Genomic DNA, 21,106 nt, shown 5'->3' with positions numbered 1-21,106 from the left:
ACAATGGAATCAATCAAGCAACAAGTTGAAGTATTACTAGAGCAAGAACCACAATTATTGCCAGCTGCGATGGCAGAGCGTCTTGGCATTTCCGAGTTTGAGGTTGTTGCGGCTCTACCTCAGGAAATGGTGGCTATTGCACCAGGAGAGCAAGCGCAAAGCATCCTAGAAAGTTTGGTTGGTTTTGGCCCGGTGACGACCATCGTCCACTCTTTTGGTTCTATCTTTGAAGTTAAAGCGCCGTTTCCAAAAGGAAAAGTGGCGCGTGGCTATTACAATTTAATGGGTAGAGAAGGTGAACTGCACGGCCACCTTAAATTAGATAACGTTAAAAATGTCGCATTAGTCAGTAAACCGTTTATGGGTAGAGAGAGTCACTATTTTGGTTTTTTCTCAGAGTGCGGAAGCAATATTTTCAAGATTTATTTAGGCCGTAACGAAAAGCGCGAGTTGATTGAAGAGCAAGTCACCGCATTTCGCGCCCTACAAGCCGAATTAAAAAAGTAATCACAAACATAATCGAGGCTTAACTCGAATACTAATTAGTAAAGTCAGGTATCAATATGGATCAACAAGTTAAACAAGAGCGTTTGCAAGGTCGTTTAGGGCCAGAGATCAAAGAGTTCCGTCAGGAGCGTCGTACACTTCAGCTTGCAACTGTCGATGCAGAAGGTCGCCCGAATGTAAGCTACGCGCCTTATGTCCAAAACCAGGAAGGTTATTTCGTTCTCATTTCTAAAATCGCTCGTCATGCCCGTAACCTTTTAGAAAATCCAAATGTTTCATTGATGATGATCGAAGATGAAGAGTCTTCAAAGCAGCTGTTTGCTCGTAAGCGCTTAACTTTTGATGCGGTAGCAAATGTAGTTGAGCGAGACACAGAGATGTGGCAACAAGTTGTTGAACAAATGAAAGAGCGTTTTGGTGAGATTATTGATGGTCTAAGCCAGCTAGAGGATTTCGTTTTGTTCAACTTAAAGCCAGAATCGGGGCTATTTGTTAAAGGTTTTGGTCAGGCGTATCAAGTGTCTGGTGATGATTTAGTAGATTTTGTTCACCTTCAAGAAGGTCACAAGAAAGTCGAAAGTGCCTGATTGTAAACCGATCATATGAATATCGATCATTTGGCATAATGAACGTTTAAAGGGAGTTAGGTTATACTGACTCCCTTTTTTATATTGGAACAAAAGCATGAAACCTGTAAGCAAGGAATTGAGCGAGATTTGCTATCCGTTTATTTACGAGGACAGTCCGGTTTGTGACTTTGAAATTACAGCAGATGAACTTTGTAGTCGTATTGGCCTTGTTCTCGCTATGGAGTTGGACGAGTTTAGCCGCGATATACTGACAAGAATGCAGCCTAATGTTTATCATCTAAATGGTTCGGTTCGCGGAAAATTAGCGATTACAGAGACGGAAGTTGAAGAGTTAAAGGCCGATTATGCTTTGCTCAAGCAACGCATTGATGGTGGCTTCAAAGGCTTTGTTCTACCCGGAGGACATCCGGCAGCCAGTCAATTGCATTTGTGCCGTTGCCAAGCTAAAAAAACGGTACGAGCATTAGTTGCCGTTGAACATACAGGTAAGAAGCAGCCCGCACCTATTTTGTTTCGTTACGCGAACTTATTAGCGAATGTACTTTACAGCCTAGCTTCTTATATTAATCATACTCATCAAGTCAAAGAGACGGAATTCGTTTCTCGTAGTTACGCGATGCCAAAGAAGTGAGCTGAGAAATTAGCGGATGTGAGCATCAGGGATAGGACAAGCACTGCATTATATTCTCAAATCAACTCGTCCAATAAGAGTTAAGAAGTCATAGCTTTGGCTTCTAGCTCTTTTGCTCCGCGAAGCATCGCTTCGATTAGTTCTCCTGCATTGAATTTCTCAAGTGCCTCATGCGCGCCAACTTGGTGAGCTCTGTCTACACAGATTTCGCTCGATAACGATGTATGTAAAATGCGGTATGAATGGTTCAGAGAGGAATTATTCTGAACTTCAAATGCTAATTCATAACCGTCTAATCCGGGCATTTCAATATCGCTGACCAGAATATCAATTGGGCGATGAGCCGCAGCGTCACTTTTCATCAGTTCCAATGCATCTAAACCATTTTTACAGATTTGATACCCAATATTGATGCTATCGAGTGCGTCACACAGCTGTTTACGAGCGATGGAAGAGTCATCCACCAATAGAATACTGAGTGCTTTTAGGCGTTCTCGCTCAATATCTGTCAGCATTGGGATCTTTGAATTCTCGTACTGCGGATAAATTTTGGAAAGTAGCAGCTCCACATCCAGCATTTGAACAGTTTTGTCCTCGTAGCGAGTAATTCCAGTCACGAAAATATTTTTTCCAGCGCTCGGAGGTGGCGTTTCAATAGCTTTCCAATCGCACTCAATGATCTTCTCTATACTACGAACCATAAAAGCTACCACGGTTCGCAAGCAATCTGTCACGATCAAGTAGCAGCTTTTATATTCTTCTTCACTTATAGGACGAAAGCCAACAGCCGCTGACATATCGATCACTGGTACTGTTAAGTTACGTATCGTAACGGTTCCAATGACGTGATGATGCGAGTAAGGGATCTTTGTCGTTGGCATGTACGGGACGATTTCACGGACTTTTAGCGTACCGATAGCGAAACTCTGTTGCAGGGTGAGCTTAAACATCAACATGCCCTGAGATTGATTCGCTTTGCTAATGACTTTTGCCATGAAAATAACCTTATAAACACCACCGAATTGTGTCTAATCTAATCTTATCAGACGAAGGCTTCAACCATCGGAGAGACAAATGTGAGCTTTTTAGACAATCTTTTAGAGACATAGTGATTAACTGAGCAAAACTTGTTTGTATTTTAAACTCATTATGTAGACGATTTTATATTCCTCGTGTATTGGGGCCTTTACCGCTGAGCTATTATTAAGAAATGTTTGGTCTGTTAAAAAGGATTGGGTACACTTGCGCGACCAGAATAGTGAGAGATAGATCAATGGCAAATACAGCAGCCGCATTACATATTCTTGTGAAGCAAAAAGAGCAAGCGGAAGACATAATCAAGCAACTGAAAAAAGGCGCAAAGTTTCAGACATTAGCGAAGAAGTATTCAACTTGCCCGTCAGGCAAACGCGGTGGTGACCTTGGTGAATTCCGCCGTGGTCAAATGGTACCTCAATTCGACAAAGTGTGCTTTTCTGGCGAAGTGTTAACGCCGCATTTAGTTAAAACCAAGTTCGGTTGGCATGTTGTAAAGGTGCTTTACAGAACATAAGGCTTGGTATCTACCTAAACATTGTCAGATGAAACCCACAAGCATTGAATATCATCTGTACGGTCTCTTTTCACCAATCACTACCGTCATGACATGGCAGATACATTCTGATCTGCCATGCTCAACCAAACGCTAATCTTTCCAAACTAGAAACTCATTTATATGCAGTTAACTTGGCTTTTCTCATAAGTCGTTATCCTATTTCAAGCTTTGGTATGAGAATACGTTTGCTGGTTGTATCAATTATCAATGCTATTCCTTGCTGGCGAACTTTGGTTCATGTTCGGGCGCCATTCGCATATGATAGCGACCTTATAAAAATTAATCCTGTTCATAATTTAAGATGTCCCTGACTCATAAAGACTATTTTAAAATCGCATTTCCTTTCATCGTTTCTATTGTTACCCAACCATTATTGGGGGCGGTGGACACCGCGGTGATCGGTAAACTCGGTGTGGCTGAGATGATTGGTGGTGTAGCGATAGGCACCGTCATCATGAATACCTTGTATTGGCTGTTTGGCTTTTTCCGCGTCAGTACTACTGGGCAAAGTGCAATCGCATTAGGTAAAAATAGCCCGGAAGATCAAGCGAGCAGCTTATTCCGTCCTTTCGTGCTTTCGCTTTGCCTTGGCTTGATTTTCATTGCGTTGCAGTCCGTGATTTGGATGGGGGCAGAGCTGATTATCTCCCCTGATGCAGTCGTGGCAGAAAACGCTAAGACTTACTTCGATATCATGATCTTTGGTGCGCCGTTTGTACTGCTGAACTACACCGTTATTGGTTGGTTGATGGGGCAAGCGAAAGCTAAAGCAACCTTGTTCACGCAAGTGTTTGGTAACGTTCTGAACATCGTGCTGGATATCGTCTTTGTGTTGTACTTTGATATGGGCATTGCTGGTGTTGCGGTGGCGACACTTATCGCGCAAATCTCGACGTTTGTTATTGGTGCGGTGCTGGTGTTGAAAACCTGTCGCTTCCCGCTGTTTGATCACATTCAGACCGCAAAAATGACGCGTAAAGATCTCAAAGTCATTGCGTCTTCCAATATGGATCTGCTGCTTCGTACTGTGTGTCTATTGGTGTTCTTCAACATGATGGCGCGTGTAGGCTCTCAGCTTGGTTCTGATGTGCTTGCTGCGAACGCAATCTTGATGCAAGTGACCTTTATCGTCAGCTACATGTTCGACGGTGTGGCGAATGCGTCGAGCGTCTTTGCCGGTAAAGCGGTAGGGCAGAAGAATCCGACATTGCTTGATAACGTGATTAAGCTAAACACGCAATGGACCGCGGCGTTTGTTGTTGTCTTGACCTTGCTGTTAGTGCTGTTCAAACACCAAGTGGTGATGTTGTTTACCACCTTGCCAAACCTTGTTGAACTGTATCTAGACATGAGCCCTTGGTTATTGGCATTCCCGTTGGTTGCTGGTTTTGGTCTTACGTTTTACGGCATCTTTACCGGTACAGGGACGACGCGACCAGTGCGTAACTCTACCTTTCTAACCATGGTGTTGTTCTTAGTGACTCAATTTATTGCGGTGCAATATTGGGGCAACCACGGTTTATGGCTGGCATTCACTCTGTTCTACGTTGGGCGCTTTGTCTTCTTGTTCCCATACCTCGAACAAGTCAAACAAAAGTGTCAGTAATTCACACTGTCACAAACGACCTAATTTAGATGTTCTTATAACAAGGGTGGAGCCATCTGCCCTTGTTGATAAATCTGAAAAAGGTGATGAAATAACCCCTCCGACTGGTTTCCTTGCTTTAACCCGCATGATATTATTTGTGATGTTATATTATTACATTTAGTTTGATGCCGTGATTTCTCAACCAGTACTCTCCGTTAATAATCTCAGCCTTACAGACTCAGAACGCACACTCTTCAAAGACATTTCTTTTGAGCTGTTTCAAGGTGAAGCTCTTGCCATTATGGGACCTTCCGGCATTGGTAAATCCATGTTGTCGAAAGCCGTCGCAGGTTTTTTGCCGTCAGATATTTGGGTAGACGGAAGTATCCAGCTTAACAGCAGTGAAGTCGCACAAACTGCCATGCTGCAACGGAGTCAATCACAGCGTCCCGCGGTCATTTTCCAAGATGCACTTAAAGCGCTGAATCCATTGGCGTCTGTCGAACAACAACTGTGTTTGGCATTGACGGGCAACAAAACACGCTTGTCTTCAGCAAACCGAGAAACGGTGACGACCTTGTTGTCTCAACTCGGATTTGCGGATCCAAAAGCAGCATTAGCGCAGCATCCAAGTCAGCTATCTGGTGGTCAACGTCAGCGTATTTGTATTGCCATTGCATTGCTTGGTAGTGCCAACTTGATCATCGCTGATGAGCCCACCAGTGCGCTCGATCCAATCACCGAAGCGGAGATCCTTGAGTTGTTCCGCTGCAGTGTTCAGCAACGCAGCATCAGTGGTTTGTTGATCACGCACGATCTGTCTGCGGCTTTGGCGTGTGACAAAGTCTTGGTGATTGCGGACAACACCATGGTGGCTTATGGCGCACCGTGGCAAGCCATTCAGCAAAGTTCGCATCCTTTCTGCCAACAACTTGCGCAACTGCTGCCTTAACCTCATCTCTGGAGCCTATTTTGACTAAGCACAACTTGAGCGGGCACACACAGCCTAAATCGGCGGAAGTTCGCTTTGAGCAAGCCAGTGTTCACTATTACTCCAAACCAAGTTGGTTAGGGGGCAAACCGTTCAAAGCGCTCGAACAATTGGATCTTGCCATCGACACAAAGAACATTGCGATTGTTGGTCCTTCTGGTGCGGGTAAATCGACTTTGATTGAGCTTCTGTTTGGTCTTCGTAAACCCACATCTGGTGAAGTGTATGTGTGTGGTTATCCGTTATCGCGTAGCTCGGCTAAGCAGCGACAAGAGTTGTGTCAGCACATTCAGCTGATCCCACAAGAGCCGCAATCGAGCTTGAATCCGTACTACACCGTTCGCCAGATCTTACTGGAGCCGCTAAGCAATATTGGTTTAACGCAAGAGCTTAACGAGAAGGTGGAAAAGGTTTTGGCGGATGTCGGTTTAGATCTCACATTGTTAGATCGTAACCCGCAGCAATTATCAGTTGGGCAAGCCCAACGTGTGGCTATCGCTAGAGCTTTGATTGTCGAGCCTTGTGTGTTGGTTGCCGATGAGCCAACCAGCAGCCTAGACCCCGTCAGTCGTAAACAGGTTCTTGACCTGTTGGCAGGCATTCAAAAGAGTCGTCAGATGCGCCTGATTTTGGTGACGCATGACCTCGATGCGGCACAAACCCTATGCGATGAAATCCTAGTGTTAGACAAAGGACGCGTTGTCGAGCACGGCACAGCACAGAACGTGACAAATAACCCATCGCACTTGATCACGAGAGCCTTGATGAGCGCTCAACACAAAAGTAATGAATTCACAAAAACCATTGGAGAGGTTTCTTATGCACCTTAGTACTCCCAAGTTAGCTTTGTCGCTGGCTTTAAGCGCACTGCTGACGGGTTGTTTTGACTCTGGCGAAAGCAAGCCAGAAGCGGAAAAAGCAGCTGCACCGCAAGCAACGGAAATTCGCGTTGCCATGATGCAACCACCACGCACAGGTTTGTCACCACTTTCAGATGACGCGTTCAAACTGTCACGTTGGAGCACGGCAGAAACGCTGGTGAACCTAAACGATCAGTCGGTAGCAGAGCCTATGCTGGCAACAGAGTGGGAACAAATTGACCCGATGACGTGGCAATTTACGGTACGTAAGGGCGTGAAATTCCACGATGGTTCTGACCTTGATGCCAATGCGGTTGTGAACTCTCTACAAAAAGCATTAGATGCCGCTCCTAAGCCACGCATTTTGGATGGTATCGAATGGCAAGTTCGCGCATTGGACGACTTCACTGTTGAAATCAAAACGACCTTTAACGATCCACTGTTGCCAAGCCGTCTTTCTAGCCCACAGCTAGCGATCCTTTCTGGTGCTGCATATCAAGAAAACGGTCGTGTTGTGCCAATCAATGCGGGTACGGGTCCATTCGTTCTGACAGAAATCAACGGGACAACCAGCGCAAAACTGAAGCGTTTTGACGGTTACTGGGGTGAAAAAGCAAAAGTAGACAGTATCTTTGCTGAATACGTACCAAACGGTTTTGCTCGTGCTGCAGCGCTGCGTACCGGTGAGGCGGATGTAGTTGAAGCGGTTCCTGTATCGCAAATCGCGATGATGGAATCTTCACAGCTGCACGAAGTCGCCATGCCGCGTACCAACACGCTTTACCTAAACAACAAATCAGATGTGTTTAGCCAGTTCGGTTTGCGTAAAGCAGCGGCTCAAGCGGTTAACCGTGAGCAAATCATCAAAACGGTTTACGAGAACCACGCCGATTCAGCAAAAGGTTTGTTAGGTCCTGCATTGGCATGGGCTCAGCCAATTCGTGATGCGAACCCTCGTATGGAAACCATGGAAATGCGCCACGCGAACGGTGAGAAGATCACCATCGGTACATTTACCGACCGTGCTGAGTTGCCAGAAGTAGCGGTGCTGCTAAAGCAACAACTTGAAGCGGCTGGCTTTGTGGTTGAGCTAGATGTTCGTGAATACGCACAAATCGAAAACGATGCACTAGCAGGTAAGTTCGATGCGTTCTTGTTGTCACGTGCAACAGTGCTGGATTCTGGTGACCCAGTAGCGTACATGCAAAGTGACTTTAGTTGTAAAGGTTCTTACAACCTAGGTCAGTTCTGCTCTGAAGAAGTGGACGCAGCATTGAAACACGCTGATCGTCAGCCATTGGGTGAGAAACGCCAACAAGCGATAATCGAAGCAGAAAGCAAAATCCTTGAGCAATACGCTGTGATTCCACTGCTTCACGAGCGTGTAATCCAAGGTGAGAGTGACCGCGTGAAGAATGCACAACGTGACCCACGTGAGCGTCGCCTGATCGACCAGTTTACTGAGGTGAACTAACTCGATGTCGTCTGTTGCCAACATGCGCTTTCGTTGGGGCGCTTGTATGCCCGAATGGTTTGCGCGTTTTTTGTCGCGCTTCCTGTCACTCGGGGTAGTGGTTGTACTGGTGGGTTTGATGCCGGATATTGCCGGTATCGATCCAAGCCAATCAATCCTCCGTGCCCGTGCGGGGGCTCAACAATTGCTGACGGCAGAAGCTCTGCAAGCAATTCGAGAAGATCTTCAACTTGACCGCAGCGCTGCTGAGCGACTGTGGGATTGGTTGACGCTTGCCATGCAAGGTGACCTAGGTGTCTCTTGGGTGAGCGGGGCGTCCGTCATGGAGAGCGTTCAACAAACCGCAAAAACGTCACTATTACTGATGCTTACAGCGTTAGGTATGGCATTTGTAATGTGCATGGCGAGCGTGCTTTACACCGTGCGTCGTTGGCAACAGAATCGTTTAGACAAGCATCATGACACGCTCAGTTCGGTGTTGGTCTCATTGCCAGAATACGTGATTGCTTCGTTGCTGATCATGGTGTTTTCCATTTGGTTGGGCTGGTTCCCGCCTTATGGTTGGCAAGGCGTGCAAAACCTCTGGCTACCAAGTTTGGCAATGGCATTGCCTGCTGCTGGCTTGTTCGGGCGCTTGCTCAATGACAGCCTCAAGCGAGTATTAGATGAGCCTTGGGTGATCACTTGGCTATCGGCAAACGTCAGTAAGTTTCAAATCTTACGCTTTGCCTTGTGGCGTGCCGTTAGTAACTTGATTCCTCAAATCGCAATGACGGTGATTGGTTTAACCGGCGGCGCGGTTGCTGTGGAACAAGTGTTTTCCATTCCGGGCATCGGACGACTAATCTTAGGCGCAGCGAAGTCACAAGATCTACCGATGCTGCAAGGTGGCTTGTTGGTGTTGCTGGTGTTCTCGATGTTGATCAGCAGTGCGAGCATCTTATTGCAACGCTGGTTACTCGGGCACAGTGTCACGAGTGGCAAGTTGATCAGCAGTCACAGCACGTTCCGTTTTACCCAAAGCACCACCAAACGTATCGTCAGTGCAACAATCTTTGCCTTGCTGATTGGTTGTGCGGGATGGGCGTTAATGCGCGATCCTTACACTATCCAATTTACTCGCCTTGAATCGCCTAGCTTAGCAGCACCGTTTGGTGCCGATGCGGTTGGTCGAGATCTGCTTGCTCGTGTTGGCGGCGGTATGATGTCGACAATCAAAATGGGCATCATCGCAACCTTCCTTAGTTTGGTGATTGGTTTGCTGCTCGGCTTTGTGACTCGTTATAGCCAAGGCTTAATTGAGATTACCAAAGGTGTGCCATACATTGTGGCGGGTCTGCTGATTGCTGGTCTAACGGGGATGAACCCAAACAGTGCCTTGATTGCGATTGTTATGGTGTCATGGGCACCATTAGCAGCGCACTGTGCAAGTTTGTTGATGGAAGCCAAAGCGCAGCCTTACACGCATCTTGCGCCCATTTGGGGAACCAGTCAGTGGCGAGTACTCCGTTACTACTTGTTGCCTTATGTGCTGCCGCCATTGATTCGTCATGCGTTTCTACGTTTGCCGTACATTACGCTCAGCCTGACTTCTCTGAGTTTTATCGGACTTGGCGTTAAGCCGCCAGAACCTGAGTGGGGTTTATTGATTGCGGAAAACTTGCCTTACATCGAGCGCTCACCATTGGGTGTCTTGCTGCCAATCTCAGGTTTAGTTTTGATGGCAATTGCGGTGAATTTGATTTTTGATGACAAGTGACGAGCAGCGATAAAGCGAAGTGAGCTTCCATATCCAGATGTAATCAGTAATTTGGTAATTTAGAAAACAAAAGGATGTGTTTTCTGCCAGAAAGTACACAGCACGGTCTATGTATATTGGAAGCGCTCAATCCCCACTTATTACCTATACAGTTGGCTTTTCTATCGCTAAGCTGTTGCTAGTTAAAGAAAAGTTATACTTACCAAGGACACTTCGTTAACCAAAGGAGTGATATCCCCTAAAAATGAAAAAAGACTCAGCAAGTAAGCCGAGTCATTTTTTTCGTTAGTCTTGGTTTGTCGTACTTTTGATATTAATCCAGTAGCTTTGGAATATCGCCGCTGAAGTCGATCCATGAGTTAGTACCCAGCGTTTCCGTACCTTCAACACTCGGCTCTTCATAACGCATAACAAAGTTTTTAGGGCCGTGTGCATAAGCGACAACCAAGCCATAAGGTGCATCTAAGAACCCACCATGAGGTACGAGACCTGGGTAGCTGATTCGCCACGCATCACCATCTAGTGAGACGTGACTCAGCGTCAGTTTACCAATCACATTGTCTGGTAATACAAAGAACCAAGTCCATGGCCCACCAGACACGATGGTCATCACTTCATCGATACCTACGCCATTCTCTGAGCTATTAACATGTAACTTGCCGAATTTTTCTTGTAGAAAGTGCATAACTTCTGGAGTCATTGCTTTCATATCATAAACCTTTGGATATGGAGCAACGCCTACTTCAGACGTCGATAGGAAACCGCCTCTGTGTGCCTCTGGTAATCGGCCAGCTTTTTCGATTTGATCCAGTAAGTCACCACGGTGCATAGAAAATAGTGAGATTAGTTTTTCACTTTCTTCCTTTGTAATAGCTCTTTTTTTGGATATTTCCAGAATAGGTTTGGCTTCTTCAGGCAGCGAAACGGTACTAACTCGCACACCAATAGTTTTGAGCACTTCGTTGACCTTCTCAACGCCTTGAGTTGGCGCTCTACCATCACTGTAAGACAGAGTCAGCTGACCCTCTGTTGACATTGTTTTTGCTACGCTTTGTGCGATCGGCATAGTGGCAATCATGCTCACTAATACTAAATTGATCCATTTTTTCATCATTCGGTCTCCTGCTTGATTATAGGACGATGAGTTGTGTTTTCAGGCCTAAGTGTAGAAGTCGCGCTAAATCAGATAAACAGCACTCAGGTAAACAAATTGTTTACCAATAGTGAACTGACGATGTGGAGGTGTATTAATAAGGAGTCAATTACTACAAACTATTTCTCTTTGGTAAACAGTTAAGTTACTAAATGGAGCTTTAATTACTCAATGCGGCTGTTATGGTTAAGTCTTTAGTGCTTGAGCACTAGTAGAGTATTTATCCCCTTAAAATAGATGGCCTTGATGTGAAAAATATTAAATATCACCTTTTGTCCTTATTAGTGACAGCGCTGGTTGCAGGATCTTTTTTATCTTCAGAAAAACTATCCGGTGTAATCAATCCATTCTCCTTAACGTTATTGAGATTCCTGCTTGCAGCACTGGTATTGTTTCCTTTTATTCTGACAAAGAAACATCGCATCAAAATGGCAAAAGATGTGTTTCCAAGAAGTCTTATCATGAGCCTTTTCTTTGCGATCTTTTTTATATGTATGTTCAGGGCTTTGCAGACAACCACGGCATTAAACACAGGCACACTGTATACATTAGTGCCATTTATTACTGCCATTGTTAGTGTTTTCCTCTTTAAGGAAAAATTATCTATTCAGATGCTTGGCGTTTATTTGGTAGGGACTGTCGGGACATGTTGGGTGGTTGTGAAAGGAGATTTAGAGACATTATTGAAACTAAACCTCAACAAAGGAGATATTTTGTTTTTGCTCGGGTGTATGTCTATGGTGTGTTTTTCTGTCTCGATGAAAGTTTTTCATCGTGGAGAAGAAACCATTGTTACCGTGTTTTGTACTCTGATTGGCGGTGCCTTCTGGATGTTGCTGGCATTGTTTGTATTCCATCAACCACTAGACTGGTTTGCATTAAATGCCGAGCTTACCTTGCACATGCTATACCTCGCTTTGTTTGCGACATTGCTCTCAACCTTTATCATCCACAAAGCCACCGTTGTACTGGGGCCTGCAAAAGTGATGGCTTATATTTATCTAAGTCCTGTATTTGTTGCTTTTATCATGTTGTTATTTGATGGAAAGAGTATACCCACAGCTGTATATCCTGGTATTGCACTATCCATTCTTTCTACTGTGGTATTGCAAGTGTCGAATAGTCAGGCCGAGCGAAATCAAGTCTGTTGAAAAATCTGGCCACCTTCTCACATCTGGCCACCTTCTCACAAAGGTTGCGTTTTCATGCTCAGGTAATCAATTTGACAGGAGAAGATGAAGGCTAGTGCTGTTTGTTTTCGAAGTGTTTAACGACAAAATCAATAAAAGTTCTGACTTTTTGAGATTGCTCTTTATGGAAAGGATAAACAACATACAGTGAATGCCTATCAGCTTGCCACATCGATAAAACCTCAACTAATTCCCCAGATTCTAACTCGCCTTTAACGAATAAATCCGGCAGCAATAAAATACCATGGCCTGAGCACGCTGTTTGCTTGAGCGCTAATCCATTGTTTACGACATAAGAACTTGATTGAAGCTCGATCTCTTTGACTTCATCCTCATTTCTGAATAGCCAACGTCTTGCTGACGAAGAAAAACTGTATATGAGGCACTTATGATGAGCGAGATCTTCTGGCTTAAGAATCTCGCTGGATTTTGAAAGATATTCAGGAGAAGCGCAAAGCACTCGTCTCATATCGATAAGCTTTCGGGATCTTAAACTAGAATTGCTTAATTCTCCCCCTCCTCGAATCGCTATATCAATGCCTGAGTCGATGAGATCGACATATTGGTCACTCATGACAACTTCAATAGACAAATCAGGATATTGGTGCATGAATTCACAAATGATGGGGTTAATTTCTAAAATTCCTAACGACATAGGAACGCTTATTTTCAGTGATCCTTTTAACGTATGAGACGACTCGATGACTGACAAATCAGCATGTTTCAAATCATCTAATATGTTGCAAACCTGATTGTAGTAAAGTTGACCATTATCCGTTATGTGCATGTTACGCGTAGTTCGGTTTATCAGAGGGCTTTTAAGATAGTCTTCCAACTCATTGATATTCTTACTAACGGCTGCTTTTGACAGACTTAAATCTTCAGCTGCTGCTTTGAAGCTTCCCAGTTCCACAACCCTTCTGAAAACGGTTAGCGCCCTTATTTTATCCACTTCGACCTCATTTAAACTCTTATTGTTTACCAAAAGTAAACTATTTAGTTACTAACATATAGTTTATTCACCAATGCTAGTCAATTAGTATTTATTGTAATCACCAACACTGAGGTGTTGACCTTAAATACCTAACAGGACTAACTCATGAAAAAGATACTCGCGCTCTCGGGAAGTAATCACAGTCAGTCAATCCATAATACTCTGATTCGTTCCTTGGCTGAAAAAGCCACCCAAACTAAAGTGACCATCATCGAATTGAAAGATTTCGATTTGCCAATGTATGGCATTGATGCAGAGTCAAAAGGTATACCAGCCGACGCCATCACATTGAGACAAATGATGAATGAACACGATGCGCTGATTATTGCTTCTCCTGAGCACAACGGCTCTATGCCCGCATTTTTAAAGAATGTCATTGACTGGCTTTCACGTGTTGCTGAATCAGGTAAATCCTTCTTTGGTGACGATAAGAAACCCGTTCTTTTAGTCAGTACTTCTCCTGGACCGAATGGCGGTGCGACCAATCTCAGAACGATGGCGGAGCTAATGCCATGGTGGGGTGGCGACGTTAAAGGAATCTACAGTTTAGGGAGTTATCAGGAGAAAATTCACGATGGTGAGTTTGACGTAGCGACTAAAGTTGAACTGGAAGCGCTGATGTCTTCCTTTGAAAACGCACTATAGGAGCGTAGGTATGAAAGTGGATATTGGTATAAACGAACAGGATCGTGTTGTGATTGGAGAAGCGCTTAAACGCCTTCTGGCAGACTCCTACACTTTGTATTTGCAAACGCATAATTTTCATTGGAACGTTACTGGCCCCCAATTTCGCGAGCTACATCTTATGTTTGAAGAGCAATACAACGCATTGGCAATCGCCGTCGATGACATTGCTGAGCGAATACGAACACTAGGTGAAGTTGCGCCAGGGACTTACAAAGCGTTCGCCGACCTTAGCTCAGTTTCTGAAGTAGATGGCGTGCCCTCAGCAGAACAAATGGTGTCTATTCTTGTTCGTTCTCATGAGCAAGTGGTCAAGACTTGCCGAGACGTTCTGAAATTGGCTCAGGATGGGGATGATGAATCTTCTGCTTCATTGGTTTCTGATCGAATGCGAGAGCATGAAAAAACAGCCTGGATGTTACGTTCAATGCTGTGAGTCAAATTCGTCGCTGTATACCTTAACAATGTAACGTTGAGCGAAAGCTCGCGTTATTACATATGTTTCCTTAATTTAAGTATGTAGGTGCACCCCATGGCTGTTTTAGAAAAAGGGATTTGGTATCCAAATAAAGAAGTAAAAGACCTGTCTCATGAGGACAGCTTTGAATTGCCAAAAGTCGCTGAGCAAGGGCGTTATCACTTGTACATGTCGTTTGCTTGCCCTTTTGCCCATCGGCCTTATCTGGTGATCAATTACCTAGGATTGAATGACGCAATAACTGTTTCTTCTGTTGCAGCAAAGCGATATTCCGACGGATGGTTATTTGACGATGCTAACTCAGATCCTTTGTACGGCTCTCAAAACTTGATAGAGCTTTACCAACGAGCAAATCCAAATTACACGGGAAGAGTAATAGTACCGATACTATGGGACAGACAAGATCATGCAATTGTAGGTAATGATTCCTCTGCGATAGCAATGGAGCTTGCTACCAACTGGCTACCTTTAGCTAAGAACAAAGTTGAGTTGGTTCCAGATAGTCTGCGAGAAGAAATAGAAAAGCTCAACGAGTGGTTACACGTCAATGTGAATCGAAAGGTCTACCACGTTGGTTTTGCCACAGAGCAGGCAGAATATGATCTAGCCAGTGACACCTTATTTGATGCTATGGAGCAGTTGAACAACAGGCTAAGTCAAACTCGTTATCTGTATGGTTCGAATATCACACTATCGGATCTGTTTCTGTTACCCACACTTGTCAGGTTTGAAGCCGTTTATGAAGTTCACTTTAAGGCCAATAAAAAGCCACTAAAAGCCTTCGATAACCTTTACCAGTATATGCTGGATTTACTCAGTCATGAGAGCATCAGAAAAACGATCGATATCGAGTACATGAAGTTGCATTACTACTTCTCGCACAAGCACATTAACCCTTATGGAATTGTTCCAGCAGGACCGGTCATTAGTTGGTAAGCCAGTAATACTTTCAATCTTGGAGAAAAGTAATGAGCAAAAAAATTAGAGTCGATTTTTTTCACGACGTCATTTGTGGGTGGTGTTATGTTTTGTCACCTCGACTACGCCAGCTTGAAAAAGAGTTTAATTTAGATATCCATCATCATGCATTTGCTTTGTCTGCCTCACGGGAAGAAATGATTGGCAAGTTTGGCTCAATGAAACAAGCGAAGCAAATTATTTTGGAACACTGGGAGCAATGTGCGCGTGCCGACGATAAAAAGCGCGTAAACGTAGAAGGGATGCGTCAGCAGACGTTTGAATACCCATTTTCAACGCCAGGTTTGGTGGCATGTAAGGCGGCTGAACAACAGGGAGGATCCAGTGCTTACTGGGACTATTTTGATGCTGTTACACATGCACATATGAGTGAAAACAGAAATATTGGTGATTTGGACGAGCTTACAGAAATTGCTGGTGAGGTTGGGCTGAATAAGGCTCGTTTTCTTGAGGACTTTGCTTCTCCGGAGCGACAAGCTGAGATACAGCGTGACAGAAAGTTGGCTCAAGAATATGACATCACTTCTACGCCAACGTTGGTTATCAATAAAGGGTGGGTTGTACCGGGTGCTCTCGGTATCAATACATTGCGTAAAACATTAAAAGAGCTCACAAATAAAGTTTGAGTCCCAAGAAAAGCCTTTTCAAATTTTCACAATGCCTTTTGCCAGCTAGATAGCTGGCTTTTTTCAATTTGTGTGAGTTAAAGTTATCCATCTGATGGATATAAGTACTTTCCAACCTGAATAGATTTTGCCCCTATGTGTATCAAGTCGGTTCTGGTTAAAGTTGCAGCCAGAATGATTGATGTGAGCATTATTAGGGAATTTACGGCACTAAGTGAGGTTGTTACGGAATATATTGTTATGTAAATGGCAGGTAGTATGGTCTATATCTGCCATTGCTATTTCCCGCTTAGTAAGCGATTACCTATAAAGGATCTATTCGAGTTTAACCTTAGTGACTTTACTCTAGCGAAGTAGGGTTACTTTATATAAGAGTCCAGTACTTTTAATACGACTTCCATATCTTTTTCACGTTGAGTTTTGTCTTCCTCAAGTACGACGTGTTCAAGTAAGTGACCTTTAATTACTTCTCGCATCAAACCATTTACTGCCCCCCGAATAGCGGCAATCTGCTGCAACACATCTTGGCATTCATGCTCTTCTTCCAGCATTTTTTTAAGTCCATTCACCTGACCCTGTATTTTACTGACTCGAGTGTTGAGCTTCTTTTGATCTCTGGTTGTATGCGACATGTCTTATCTTCTTTAAGTTACGGGCAGAGTTATTCTAACTGATAATGTAGCACTCAATTTATACTGGGGGGTAGTATTTAATACTAGGGGGGAGTATAGTTTGCGATAAATTAGAATCAACAACAGAGAACAACAATGGATTTTGTCGCGTTACTACAACAAGGTAATGGGTGGTTCTTTATTCCCAGTGCCATTTTGCTTGGCGCTTTGCATGGTTTAGAACCTGGGCACTCTAAAACGATGATGGCGGCGTTCATTGTCGCGGTGAAAGGAACGGTCAAACAAGCCGTGATGCTGGGTTTAGCTGCCACACTTTCTCACACTGTAATTGTATGGTTAATCGCTGTTGGCGGGATGTATATTAGCCAGAAATTCACCGCTGAAGCGGCTGAACCATGGATGCAACTTATCTCTGGGGTCATTATCGTGACAACCGGCGTATGGATGTTTTGGCGGACATGGAGCGATGAGCGAGCTTGGAACAAAGCTCAGGATCATGCTCGCGATTGGACGACGCAAGTTGTGGATACAGGACATGGGCATGTTTCGCTTTCGATTACAGAGGAAGGGGAGCATCACCGTTTCCAGTTGCGAACACTCAGCGGTAAACCTTTAACTGCTGAAGGTATCAAGGTTTCGGTATCGAGTGATGGTTATCAACCTGCTGATATTTATCACTTTATAGAGCGTGATGGATACTTGGAATCGGCGTCTTGCATTGAAGTCTCTAATGGACTTTCTGTCACTTTGATCATCGGGCACCATGATCATACCCATGACTTTGATGTACATTTCCGTCCTGGTTCTCATTTAGAAAGCGAAGATAAGGAATATCAAGATGCTCACGAGCGCGCTCACGCTTTAGACATTCAAAAGCGCTTTGAGAATCGAGACGTGACGAATGGGCAAATTCTGCTGTTTGGATTAACGGGCGGTTTGATTCCATGCCCTGCTGCGGTAACGGTTTTGCTTATCTGTTTGCAGCTTAAGGCAATGACTCTTGGTGCGACTTTAGTTGTGTCATTCAGTATTGGCTTAGCCTTGACTCTGGTTGCTGTTGGCGTTGTGGCAGCAGTGGGCGTGCAAAAAGCGACATCTAAATGGAGCGGTTTGAATGATGTTGCACGTCGAGCTCCTTACTTATCGGGCGTCTTGATCAGTGCAGTTGGTTTATACATGGGTATGCATGGATACATATCGCTGACGAGCTAAACTCTGTGGTAAAGATTTTTTTCCTTTCTTTTTTTATGGGCAATGGCTTCATGCCTTGGTTTGCATATTTTGCTGCCGATTCTTGATTGAGAATTACTCGATCTGACATCGCTGCCATATCTACAAACCAAGTCATTCTCGCTTCACCAAACATCTCGTATTACAACCGCTGCGATTGTGGCTCTAATATCTGAACCTGAGATACTAAATGATAAAACGGGAGCACTGACCACAGCGCTCCCGACGGTCAAAACGCTAATTAGAAGTCTTTTCTTTAATGTTCGATACCAATTTGGTCGCATAGTTAAATTTAACTATGCAAACGTTTCCTTTTGCGTACTCGTCCCTTCGCCAAACCTCGTAGAAATGTGACGTTTTGAAGACTTTTTTTCCTTCTGTCTAAAGTAATCGGGAACCAAGCAGATACATAGTTATAAAGTTATGTCTTGCTCTGCCAAACAGACCCAAAATGCAGTTTGGTTGGTTTTGGAGAAGAAAGGCTTAGCGCTCGATTAATGAGCATCAATTGAATTGTATTGAGACAATTATAATGAAAAGAATCATCTTATTAGCAGTCTGCGCCATGTTTGGTATTGCTGTCGTGGCGAGTATGGCATCAACGTACCTAATTTCGAGTCAGAAAATCGATGACATCATCTTAAACAAATCCCAAGTTCAAGCTGAGTTTCTAGCGGGAAATGCGAGTTATATTTTGGAGAACTCAGCCAATCCAATGCAAGATTTACAATCGCTTGTTGAGGGGCTGAAACAACGTTCAGACGTGAGTTATGCCGTTGTAATTGACCGTAACGTAACGGCAGTAGCCCACAGTGATAAGCACAAGCTGAACAAAACCTATAACGATGAATATACTGTTGAAGGCGCGACGAGAGGTGTTCAACAGTACTCAAAGTGGTATGCCGATGTCCAGAAAGTATGGGTGTTTGACATCATGGCACCAATTTATGTGGATGGTCAGTTATACGGTACTTTTGATATTGGTATTCCTATTACCGAAGTGAGCCAAGCGACGAATGGAATTATTACTTACCAGTTGATCTCTATGGTGGCGATCTTCGTTATGTGTGTTTTGATTCTGTCACTTCTGCTAAATAAACTGATGAGACCGCTTTCTGCGCTTAAAGACGCTCTACAAGACATCTCAAAAGGAGACGGAGACTTAACCGTTCGTTTGCCAGCGAAAGGTAATGACGAAGTCGCGCAAATTTCTTCTGCTTTCAACGTTTTTGTTGGGAAAGTACATGAGATTATTACACAAGTTGTAAATACTGGTGTGGAGCTTAATAGTTCAGCTGTCGCTTTGCGTGGGCAATCTCAGCAAGCGCTCACAAGAGGGCAAGAGCAGAACGAGCAAACCATGCTGGTTGTCACATCCATGAACGAAATGATTGCGACGGTCAATGAAATTGCCTCCAATGCTGCCGGAGCGGCAAATGCTGCGAGTGCAGCAAGTAATGAAGCGCAAGATGGCTACACGACGCTAGAAAGAACCAAAACGGCGATGACTAATCTTGAAAACGAGATGAACAGCACTTCCAACATTATCGTGAGTCTTGCTGAAAATACTCAGTCGATTGGTAGTATTCTAGAGGTGATTAGAGGTATTTCGGAGCAAACCAATCTATTGGCTCTCAATGCGGCTATCGAAGCTGCACGCGCTGGTGATGCCGGCCGAGGTTTTGCAGTAGTCGCTGATGAAGTTCGCAACCTAGCGACTAAAACGGCTCATTCTACCGATGAAATTGACAATATGATTCACCAGCTACAAACTGAAGCTCAAAGTGCGGTGAATTCAATGAGTAATAGTAAGACTCTTATTGAAGAAGGAACGGCAGAAACTGAGTTAGCTCGACAGGCTTTAGAAGCAATAGCTGCACAAGTGACGACTATTTCAGATATCAATACTCAAGTAGCAACCGCAACAGAACAGCAATCAACGGTAGCAAACGAAATTAATATGAACATGGATACCGTCAGCCACTCAGTGAAAAGTGCGCTAACGGCGAGTGAGCAACTAGAAGAATCAAGTCAACAACTCGCGGAGCTATCGCGAACACTCGATCGTCACGTGGGAGCGTTTAGAATCTAAACGCCAACTGACCCTCTTTAATAAAAAGCCAGTAAATGTTAATTGCTGGCTTTTTTATTTGAAAAAATCGAGTCTCAAATCGCTTAGCGGTGTCTGTCCTTTCTAAACGATAAAACAAAATATGATAAATTAGTTGAGTAAAGCTTAGCTAAGCGTTAAGTTTCGCATTTTGCTTTAAATGTTCAACAAATATAGATATTTTCTTAGCTACATGTTTTCTAGACGAGTAAAAGGCGTAAAGCACTAAATCCTCAGGTTCGTACTCTAGAGTGACGATTTCTAGCTCACCATTTTTGATCTCATTTTGGCATGACTCAATTGGCAATATTGCGTATCCAAGCCCTGATAACGCGCCATATCTGGCGAGATGACCGCTGTTTACTTTGAATGAAGATTGCACAGTTTGAGTAATATGGCCCCCAACAGGGTTTCTGAATACCCATGGTGCACCATTTACTGCGGTAAGCGTCGTGATGCAGGGAACATGACTTAGATCCGTAATTTTGTAAGGGGTGGCGTATTTCTCAATTAGTTGAGGCGCGGCTAAAATGGCACTGGGCCAGCGTTTTATCTCTCTCGCCACCCAGTTACTGTCTGACAAAGTCCCTCTATGAAAACTCAAAATGACATCAAAGCTGTCAATAACATCATCTTTAGGGTTTAGCGTTGTATCGCAAGACAAAGAGATTGACGGGTATTGCGTGCAAAAGGTGACAACCGCTTTGGCCAGTACAGGTGTGTCTGGCATAAGAATTCGCAGTTTCCCTGTTACCGTGTGTGAGTGGCGCGTTACCGTTTCTAGTGCGGCGTTGAGTTGCTCCAATAACGGATGAGTGCTGCTATAGAGCTCTTCTCCAGCCTCGGTAGGCGTCATTCGCCTTGTTGTTCTATTGAACAACCTAATGTTTAACTTTTCTTCAAGCAGGGCAATGTGTCGGCTGATATTTGATGTTGGTATGTTCAAACACTCAGCGGCTCGCTTAAAGCTGTTGTTCTCATAAACACAGTGAAAACTTTTTAACCAGATTTGGTCAACGTTATCAAACATTTCATTA

21 protein-coding genes are annotated in these 21,106 nt (G+C 44.1%); 16 read left to right on the top strand and 5 right to left on the bottom strand.

Annotated elements, in window-relative coordinates; all coding sequences use genetic code 11:
- Positions 1-3: 3 nt before the first annotated feature.
- The 3 genes from hutX (at position 4) to R7E29_RS20125 (ending at position 1,728) form a co-directional block, all read left to right on the top strand.
- Positions 4-507 carry a heme utilization cystosolic carrier protein HutX gene (hutX, locus tag R7E29_RS20135; protein WP_005375329.1) on the top strand — a complete coding sequence of 168 codons (504 nt, stop codon included), beginning with the start codon at positions 4-6 and terminating at the stop codon, positions 505-507.
- Between the two features lie 56 nt (positions 508-563).
- Positions 564-1,094: a heme utilization protein HutZ gene (hutZ, locus tag R7E29_RS20130; RefSeq protein WP_017635270.1), complete on the top strand. Its 531-nt coding sequence runs from the start codon at positions 564-566 to the stop codon at positions 1,092-1,094.
- A 97-nt stretch (positions 1,095-1,191) separates the two neighbouring features.
- Positions 1,192-1,728 (top strand): ATP:cob(I)alamin adenosyltransferase, encoded by a 537-nt coding sequence (locus tag R7E29_RS20125; protein WP_033906781.1) that lies wholly within the window; start codon positions 1,192-1,194, stop codon positions 1,726-1,728.
- An 80-nt stretch (positions 1,729-1,808) separates the two neighbouring features.
- On the opposite strand, the gene R7E29_RS20120 is transcribed toward R7E29_RS20125, so the two are convergent.
- On the bottom strand, positions 1,809-2,723 hold the full coding sequence (locus R7E29_RS20120; RefSeq protein WP_033906782.1) for a chemotaxis protein: 915 nt from the start codon (positions 2,721-2,723) through the stop codon (positions 1,809-1,811).
- A gap of 215 nt (positions 2,724-2,938) precedes the next feature.
- Between R7E29_RS20120 and ppiC the strand changes: the two genes are divergently transcribed.
- From ppiC to R7E29_RS20090, 6 genes are all read left to right on the top strand, one after another.
- Positions 2,939-3,280 carry a peptidylprolyl isomerase PpiC gene (ppiC, locus tag R7E29_RS20115; protein WP_081008359.1) on the top strand — a complete coding sequence of 114 codons (342 nt, stop codon included), beginning with the start codon at positions 2,939-2,941 and terminating at the stop codon, positions 3,278-3,280.
- A 343-nt stretch (positions 3,281-3,623) separates the two neighbouring features.
- On the top strand, positions 3,624-4,928 hold the full coding sequence (locus R7E29_RS20110) for an MATE family efflux transporter (RefSeq protein WP_054577076.1): 1,305 nt from the start codon (positions 3,624-3,626) through the stop codon (positions 4,926-4,928).
- Between the two features lie 172 nt (positions 4,929-5,100).
- Positions 5,101-5,862, top strand: a complete 762-nt coding sequence (locus R7E29_RS20105) for an ATP-binding cassette domain-containing protein (protein WP_081008274.1) — start codon at positions 5,101-5,103, stop codon at positions 5,860-5,862.
- 20 nt (positions 5,863-5,882) lie between these two features.
- Complete coding sequence (locus R7E29_RS20100; protein WP_054577077.1) at positions 5,883-6,731, top strand: ABC transporter ATP-binding protein; 849 nt, start codon at positions 5,883-5,885, stop codon at positions 6,729-6,731.
- The gene (locus tag R7E29_RS20095) at positions 6,721-8,235 is read left to right on the top strand and encodes an ABC transporter substrate-binding protein (RefSeq protein ID WP_053303812.1); all 1,515 of its coding nucleotides are present in this window, start codon (positions 6,721-6,723) and stop codon (positions 8,233-8,235) included. The genes R7E29_RS20100 and R7E29_RS20095 overlap by 11 nt, the downstream gene beginning before the upstream one ends.
- Positions 8,236-8,281: 46 nt before the next feature.
- Complete coding sequence (locus tag R7E29_RS20090) at positions 8,282-9,994, top strand: ABC transporter permease subunit (RefSeq protein WP_196363368.1); 1,713 nt, start codon at positions 8,282-8,284, stop codon at positions 9,992-9,994.
- Positions 9,995-10,307: 313 nt separating this feature from the next.
- Here the strand turns inward: R7E29_RS20090 and R7E29_RS20085 are convergent, their stop codons facing one another.
- Complete coding sequence (locus R7E29_RS20085) at positions 10,308-11,108, bottom strand: hypothetical protein (protein WP_202599865.1); 801 nt, start codon at positions 11,106-11,108, stop codon at positions 10,308-10,310.
- Positions 11,109-11,395: 287 nt separating this feature from the next.
- Here R7E29_RS20085 and R7E29_RS20080 point away from each other — a divergent pair, with 287 nt between their 5' ends.
- The gene (locus tag R7E29_RS20080; RefSeq protein WP_053303811.1) at positions 11,396-12,298 is read left to right on the top strand and encodes a DMT family transporter; all 903 of its coding nucleotides are present in this window, start codon (positions 11,396-11,398) and stop codon (positions 12,296-12,298) included.
- A 91-nt stretch (positions 12,299-12,389) separates the two neighbouring features.
- Here the strand turns inward: R7E29_RS20080 and R7E29_RS20075 are convergent, their stop codons facing one another.
- Complete coding sequence (locus R7E29_RS20075) at positions 12,390-13,289, bottom strand: LysR family transcriptional regulator (RefSeq protein WP_053303810.1); 900 nt, start codon at positions 13,287-13,289, stop codon at positions 12,390-12,392.
- 147 nt (positions 13,290-13,436) lie between these two features.
- On the opposite strand from R7E29_RS20075, the gene R7E29_RS20070 reads away from it, so the two are divergent.
- The 4 genes from R7E29_RS20070 (at position 13,437) to R7E29_RS20055 (ending at position 16,097) form a co-directional block, all read left to right on the top strand.
- Positions 13,437-13,976 carry an NADPH-dependent FMN reductase gene (locus R7E29_RS20070; protein WP_053303809.1) on the top strand — a complete coding sequence of 180 codons (540 nt, stop codon included), beginning with the start codon at positions 13,437-13,439 and terminating at the stop codon, positions 13,974-13,976.
- Between the two features lie 10 nt (positions 13,977-13,986).
- On the top strand, positions 13,987-14,451 hold the full coding sequence (locus R7E29_RS20065) for a Dps family protein (protein ID WP_053303808.1): 465 nt from the start codon (positions 13,987-13,989) through the stop codon (positions 14,449-14,451).
- Positions 14,452-14,547: 96 nt separating this feature from the next.
- Entirely contained in the window at positions 14,548-15,429 is an 882-nt protein-coding gene (locus tag R7E29_RS20060; RefSeq protein WP_054577078.1) for a glutathione S-transferase C-terminal domain-containing protein, read from the top strand.
- A gap of 32 nt (positions 15,430-15,461) precedes the next feature.
- The gene (locus tag R7E29_RS20055) at positions 15,462-16,097 is read left to right on the top strand and encodes a DsbA family protein (RefSeq protein WP_053303806.1); all 636 of its coding nucleotides are present in this window, start codon (positions 15,462-15,464) and stop codon (positions 16,095-16,097) included.
- A 359-nt stretch (positions 16,098-16,456) separates the two neighbouring features.
- Here the strand turns inward: R7E29_RS20055 and rcnR are convergent, their stop codons facing one another.
- A complete protein-coding gene (gene rcnR / locus R7E29_RS20050; protein WP_005375370.1) occupies positions 16,457-16,729 on the bottom strand; it encodes a Ni(II)/Co(II)-binding transcriptional repressor RcnR in 273 nt (90 codons plus the stop codon).
- A 135-nt stretch (positions 16,730-16,864) separates the two neighbouring features.
- Between rcnR and R7E29_RS20045 the strand changes: the two genes are divergently transcribed.
- Positions 16,865-17,941: a nickel/cobalt efflux protein RcnA gene (locus R7E29_RS20045; RefSeq protein WP_054577079.1), complete on the top strand. Its 1,077-nt coding sequence runs from the start codon at positions 16,865-16,867 to the stop codon at positions 17,939-17,941.
- Between the two features lie 550 nt (positions 17,942-18,491).
- Positions 18,492-20,051: a methyl-accepting chemotaxis protein gene (locus R7E29_RS20040; RefSeq protein WP_017635256.1), complete on the top strand. Its 1,560-nt coding sequence runs from the start codon at positions 18,492-18,494 to the stop codon at positions 20,049-20,051.
- Between the two features lie 148 nt (positions 20,052-20,199).
- On the opposite strand, the gene R7E29_RS20035 is transcribed toward R7E29_RS20040, so the two are convergent.
- Positions 20,200-21,099, bottom strand: a complete 900-nt coding sequence (locus tag R7E29_RS20035; RefSeq protein ID WP_053303804.1) for a LysR family transcriptional regulator — start codon at positions 21,097-21,099, stop codon at positions 20,200-20,202.
- Between the last annotated feature and the right edge of the window lie 7 nt (positions 21,100-21,106).

The sequence above is a fragment of the Vibrio sp. Vb1729 genome, assembly GCF_033338655.1.
Lineage (GTDB): Bacteria > Pseudomonadota > Gammaproteobacteria > Enterobacterales > Vibrionaceae > Vibrio > Vibrio alginolyticus.
This window is presented reverse-complemented; position numbering and strand designations above follow the sequence as displayed.

Excerpts from the sequence above, each read along its gene's own strand:
- hutX (WP_005375329.1), top strand. The coding sequence starts at position 4 with ATGGAATCAATCAAGCAACAAGTTGAAGTATTACTAGAGCAAGAACCA.
- hutZ (WP_017635270.1), top strand. The coding sequence starts at position 564 with ATGGATCAACAAGTTAAACAAGAGCGTTTGCAAGGTCGTTTAGGGCCA.
- R7E29_RS20125 (WP_033906781.1), top strand. The coding sequence starts at position 1,192 with ATGAAACCTGTAAGCAAGGAATTGAGCGAGATTTGCTATCCGTTTATT.
- R7E29_RS20120 (WP_033906782.1), bottom strand. The coding sequence starts at position 2,723 with ATGGCAAAAGTCATTAGCAAAGCGAATCAATCTCAGGGCATGTTGATG.
- ppiC (WP_081008359.1), top strand. The coding sequence starts at position 2,939 with ATGTTTGGTCTGTTAAAAAGGATTGGGTACACTTGCGCGACCAGAATA.
- R7E29_RS20110 (WP_054577076.1), top strand. The coding sequence starts at position 3,624 with ATGTCCCTGACTCATAAAGACTATTTTAAAATCGCATTTCCTTTCATC.
- R7E29_RS20095 (WP_053303812.1), top strand. The coding sequence starts at position 6,721 with ATGCACCTTAGTACTCCCAAGTTAGCTTTGTCGCTGGCTTTAAGCGCA.
- R7E29_RS20090 (WP_196363368.1), top strand. The coding sequence starts at position 8,282 with ATGCCCGAATGGTTTGCGCGTTTTTTGTCGCGCTTCCTGTCACTCGGG.
- R7E29_RS20085 (WP_202599865.1), bottom strand. The coding sequence starts at position 11,108 with ATGATGAAAAAATGGATCAATTTAGTATTAGTGAGCATGATTGCCACT.
- R7E29_RS20070 (WP_053303809.1), top strand. The coding sequence starts at position 13,437 with ATGAAAAAGATACTCGCGCTCTCGGGAAGTAATCACAGTCAGTCAATC.
- R7E29_RS20065 (WP_053303808.1), top strand. The coding sequence starts at position 13,987 with ATGAAAGTGGATATTGGTATAAACGAACAGGATCGTGTTGTGATTGGA.
- R7E29_RS20060 (WP_054577078.1), top strand. The coding sequence starts at position 14,548 with ATGGCTGTTTTAGAAAAAGGGATTTGGTATCCAAATAAAGAAGTAAAA.
- R7E29_RS20055 (WP_053303806.1), top strand. The coding sequence starts at position 15,462 with ATGAGCAAAAAAATTAGAGTCGATTTTTTTCACGACGTCATTTGTGGG.
- rcnR (WP_005375370.1), bottom strand. The coding sequence starts at position 16,729 with ATGTCGCATACAACCAGAGATCAAAAGAAGCTCAACACTCGAGTCAGT.
- R7E29_RS20045 (WP_054577079.1), top strand. The coding sequence starts at position 16,865 with ATGGATTTTGTCGCGTTACTACAACAAGGTAATGGGTGGTTCTTTATT.
- R7E29_RS20040 (WP_017635256.1), top strand. The coding sequence starts at position 18,492 with ATGAAAAGAATCATCTTATTAGCAGTCTGCGCCATGTTTGGTATTGCT.
- R7E29_RS20035 (WP_053303804.1), bottom strand. The coding sequence starts at position 21,099 with ATGTTTGATAACGTTGACCAAATCTGGTTAAAAAGTTTTCACTGTGTT.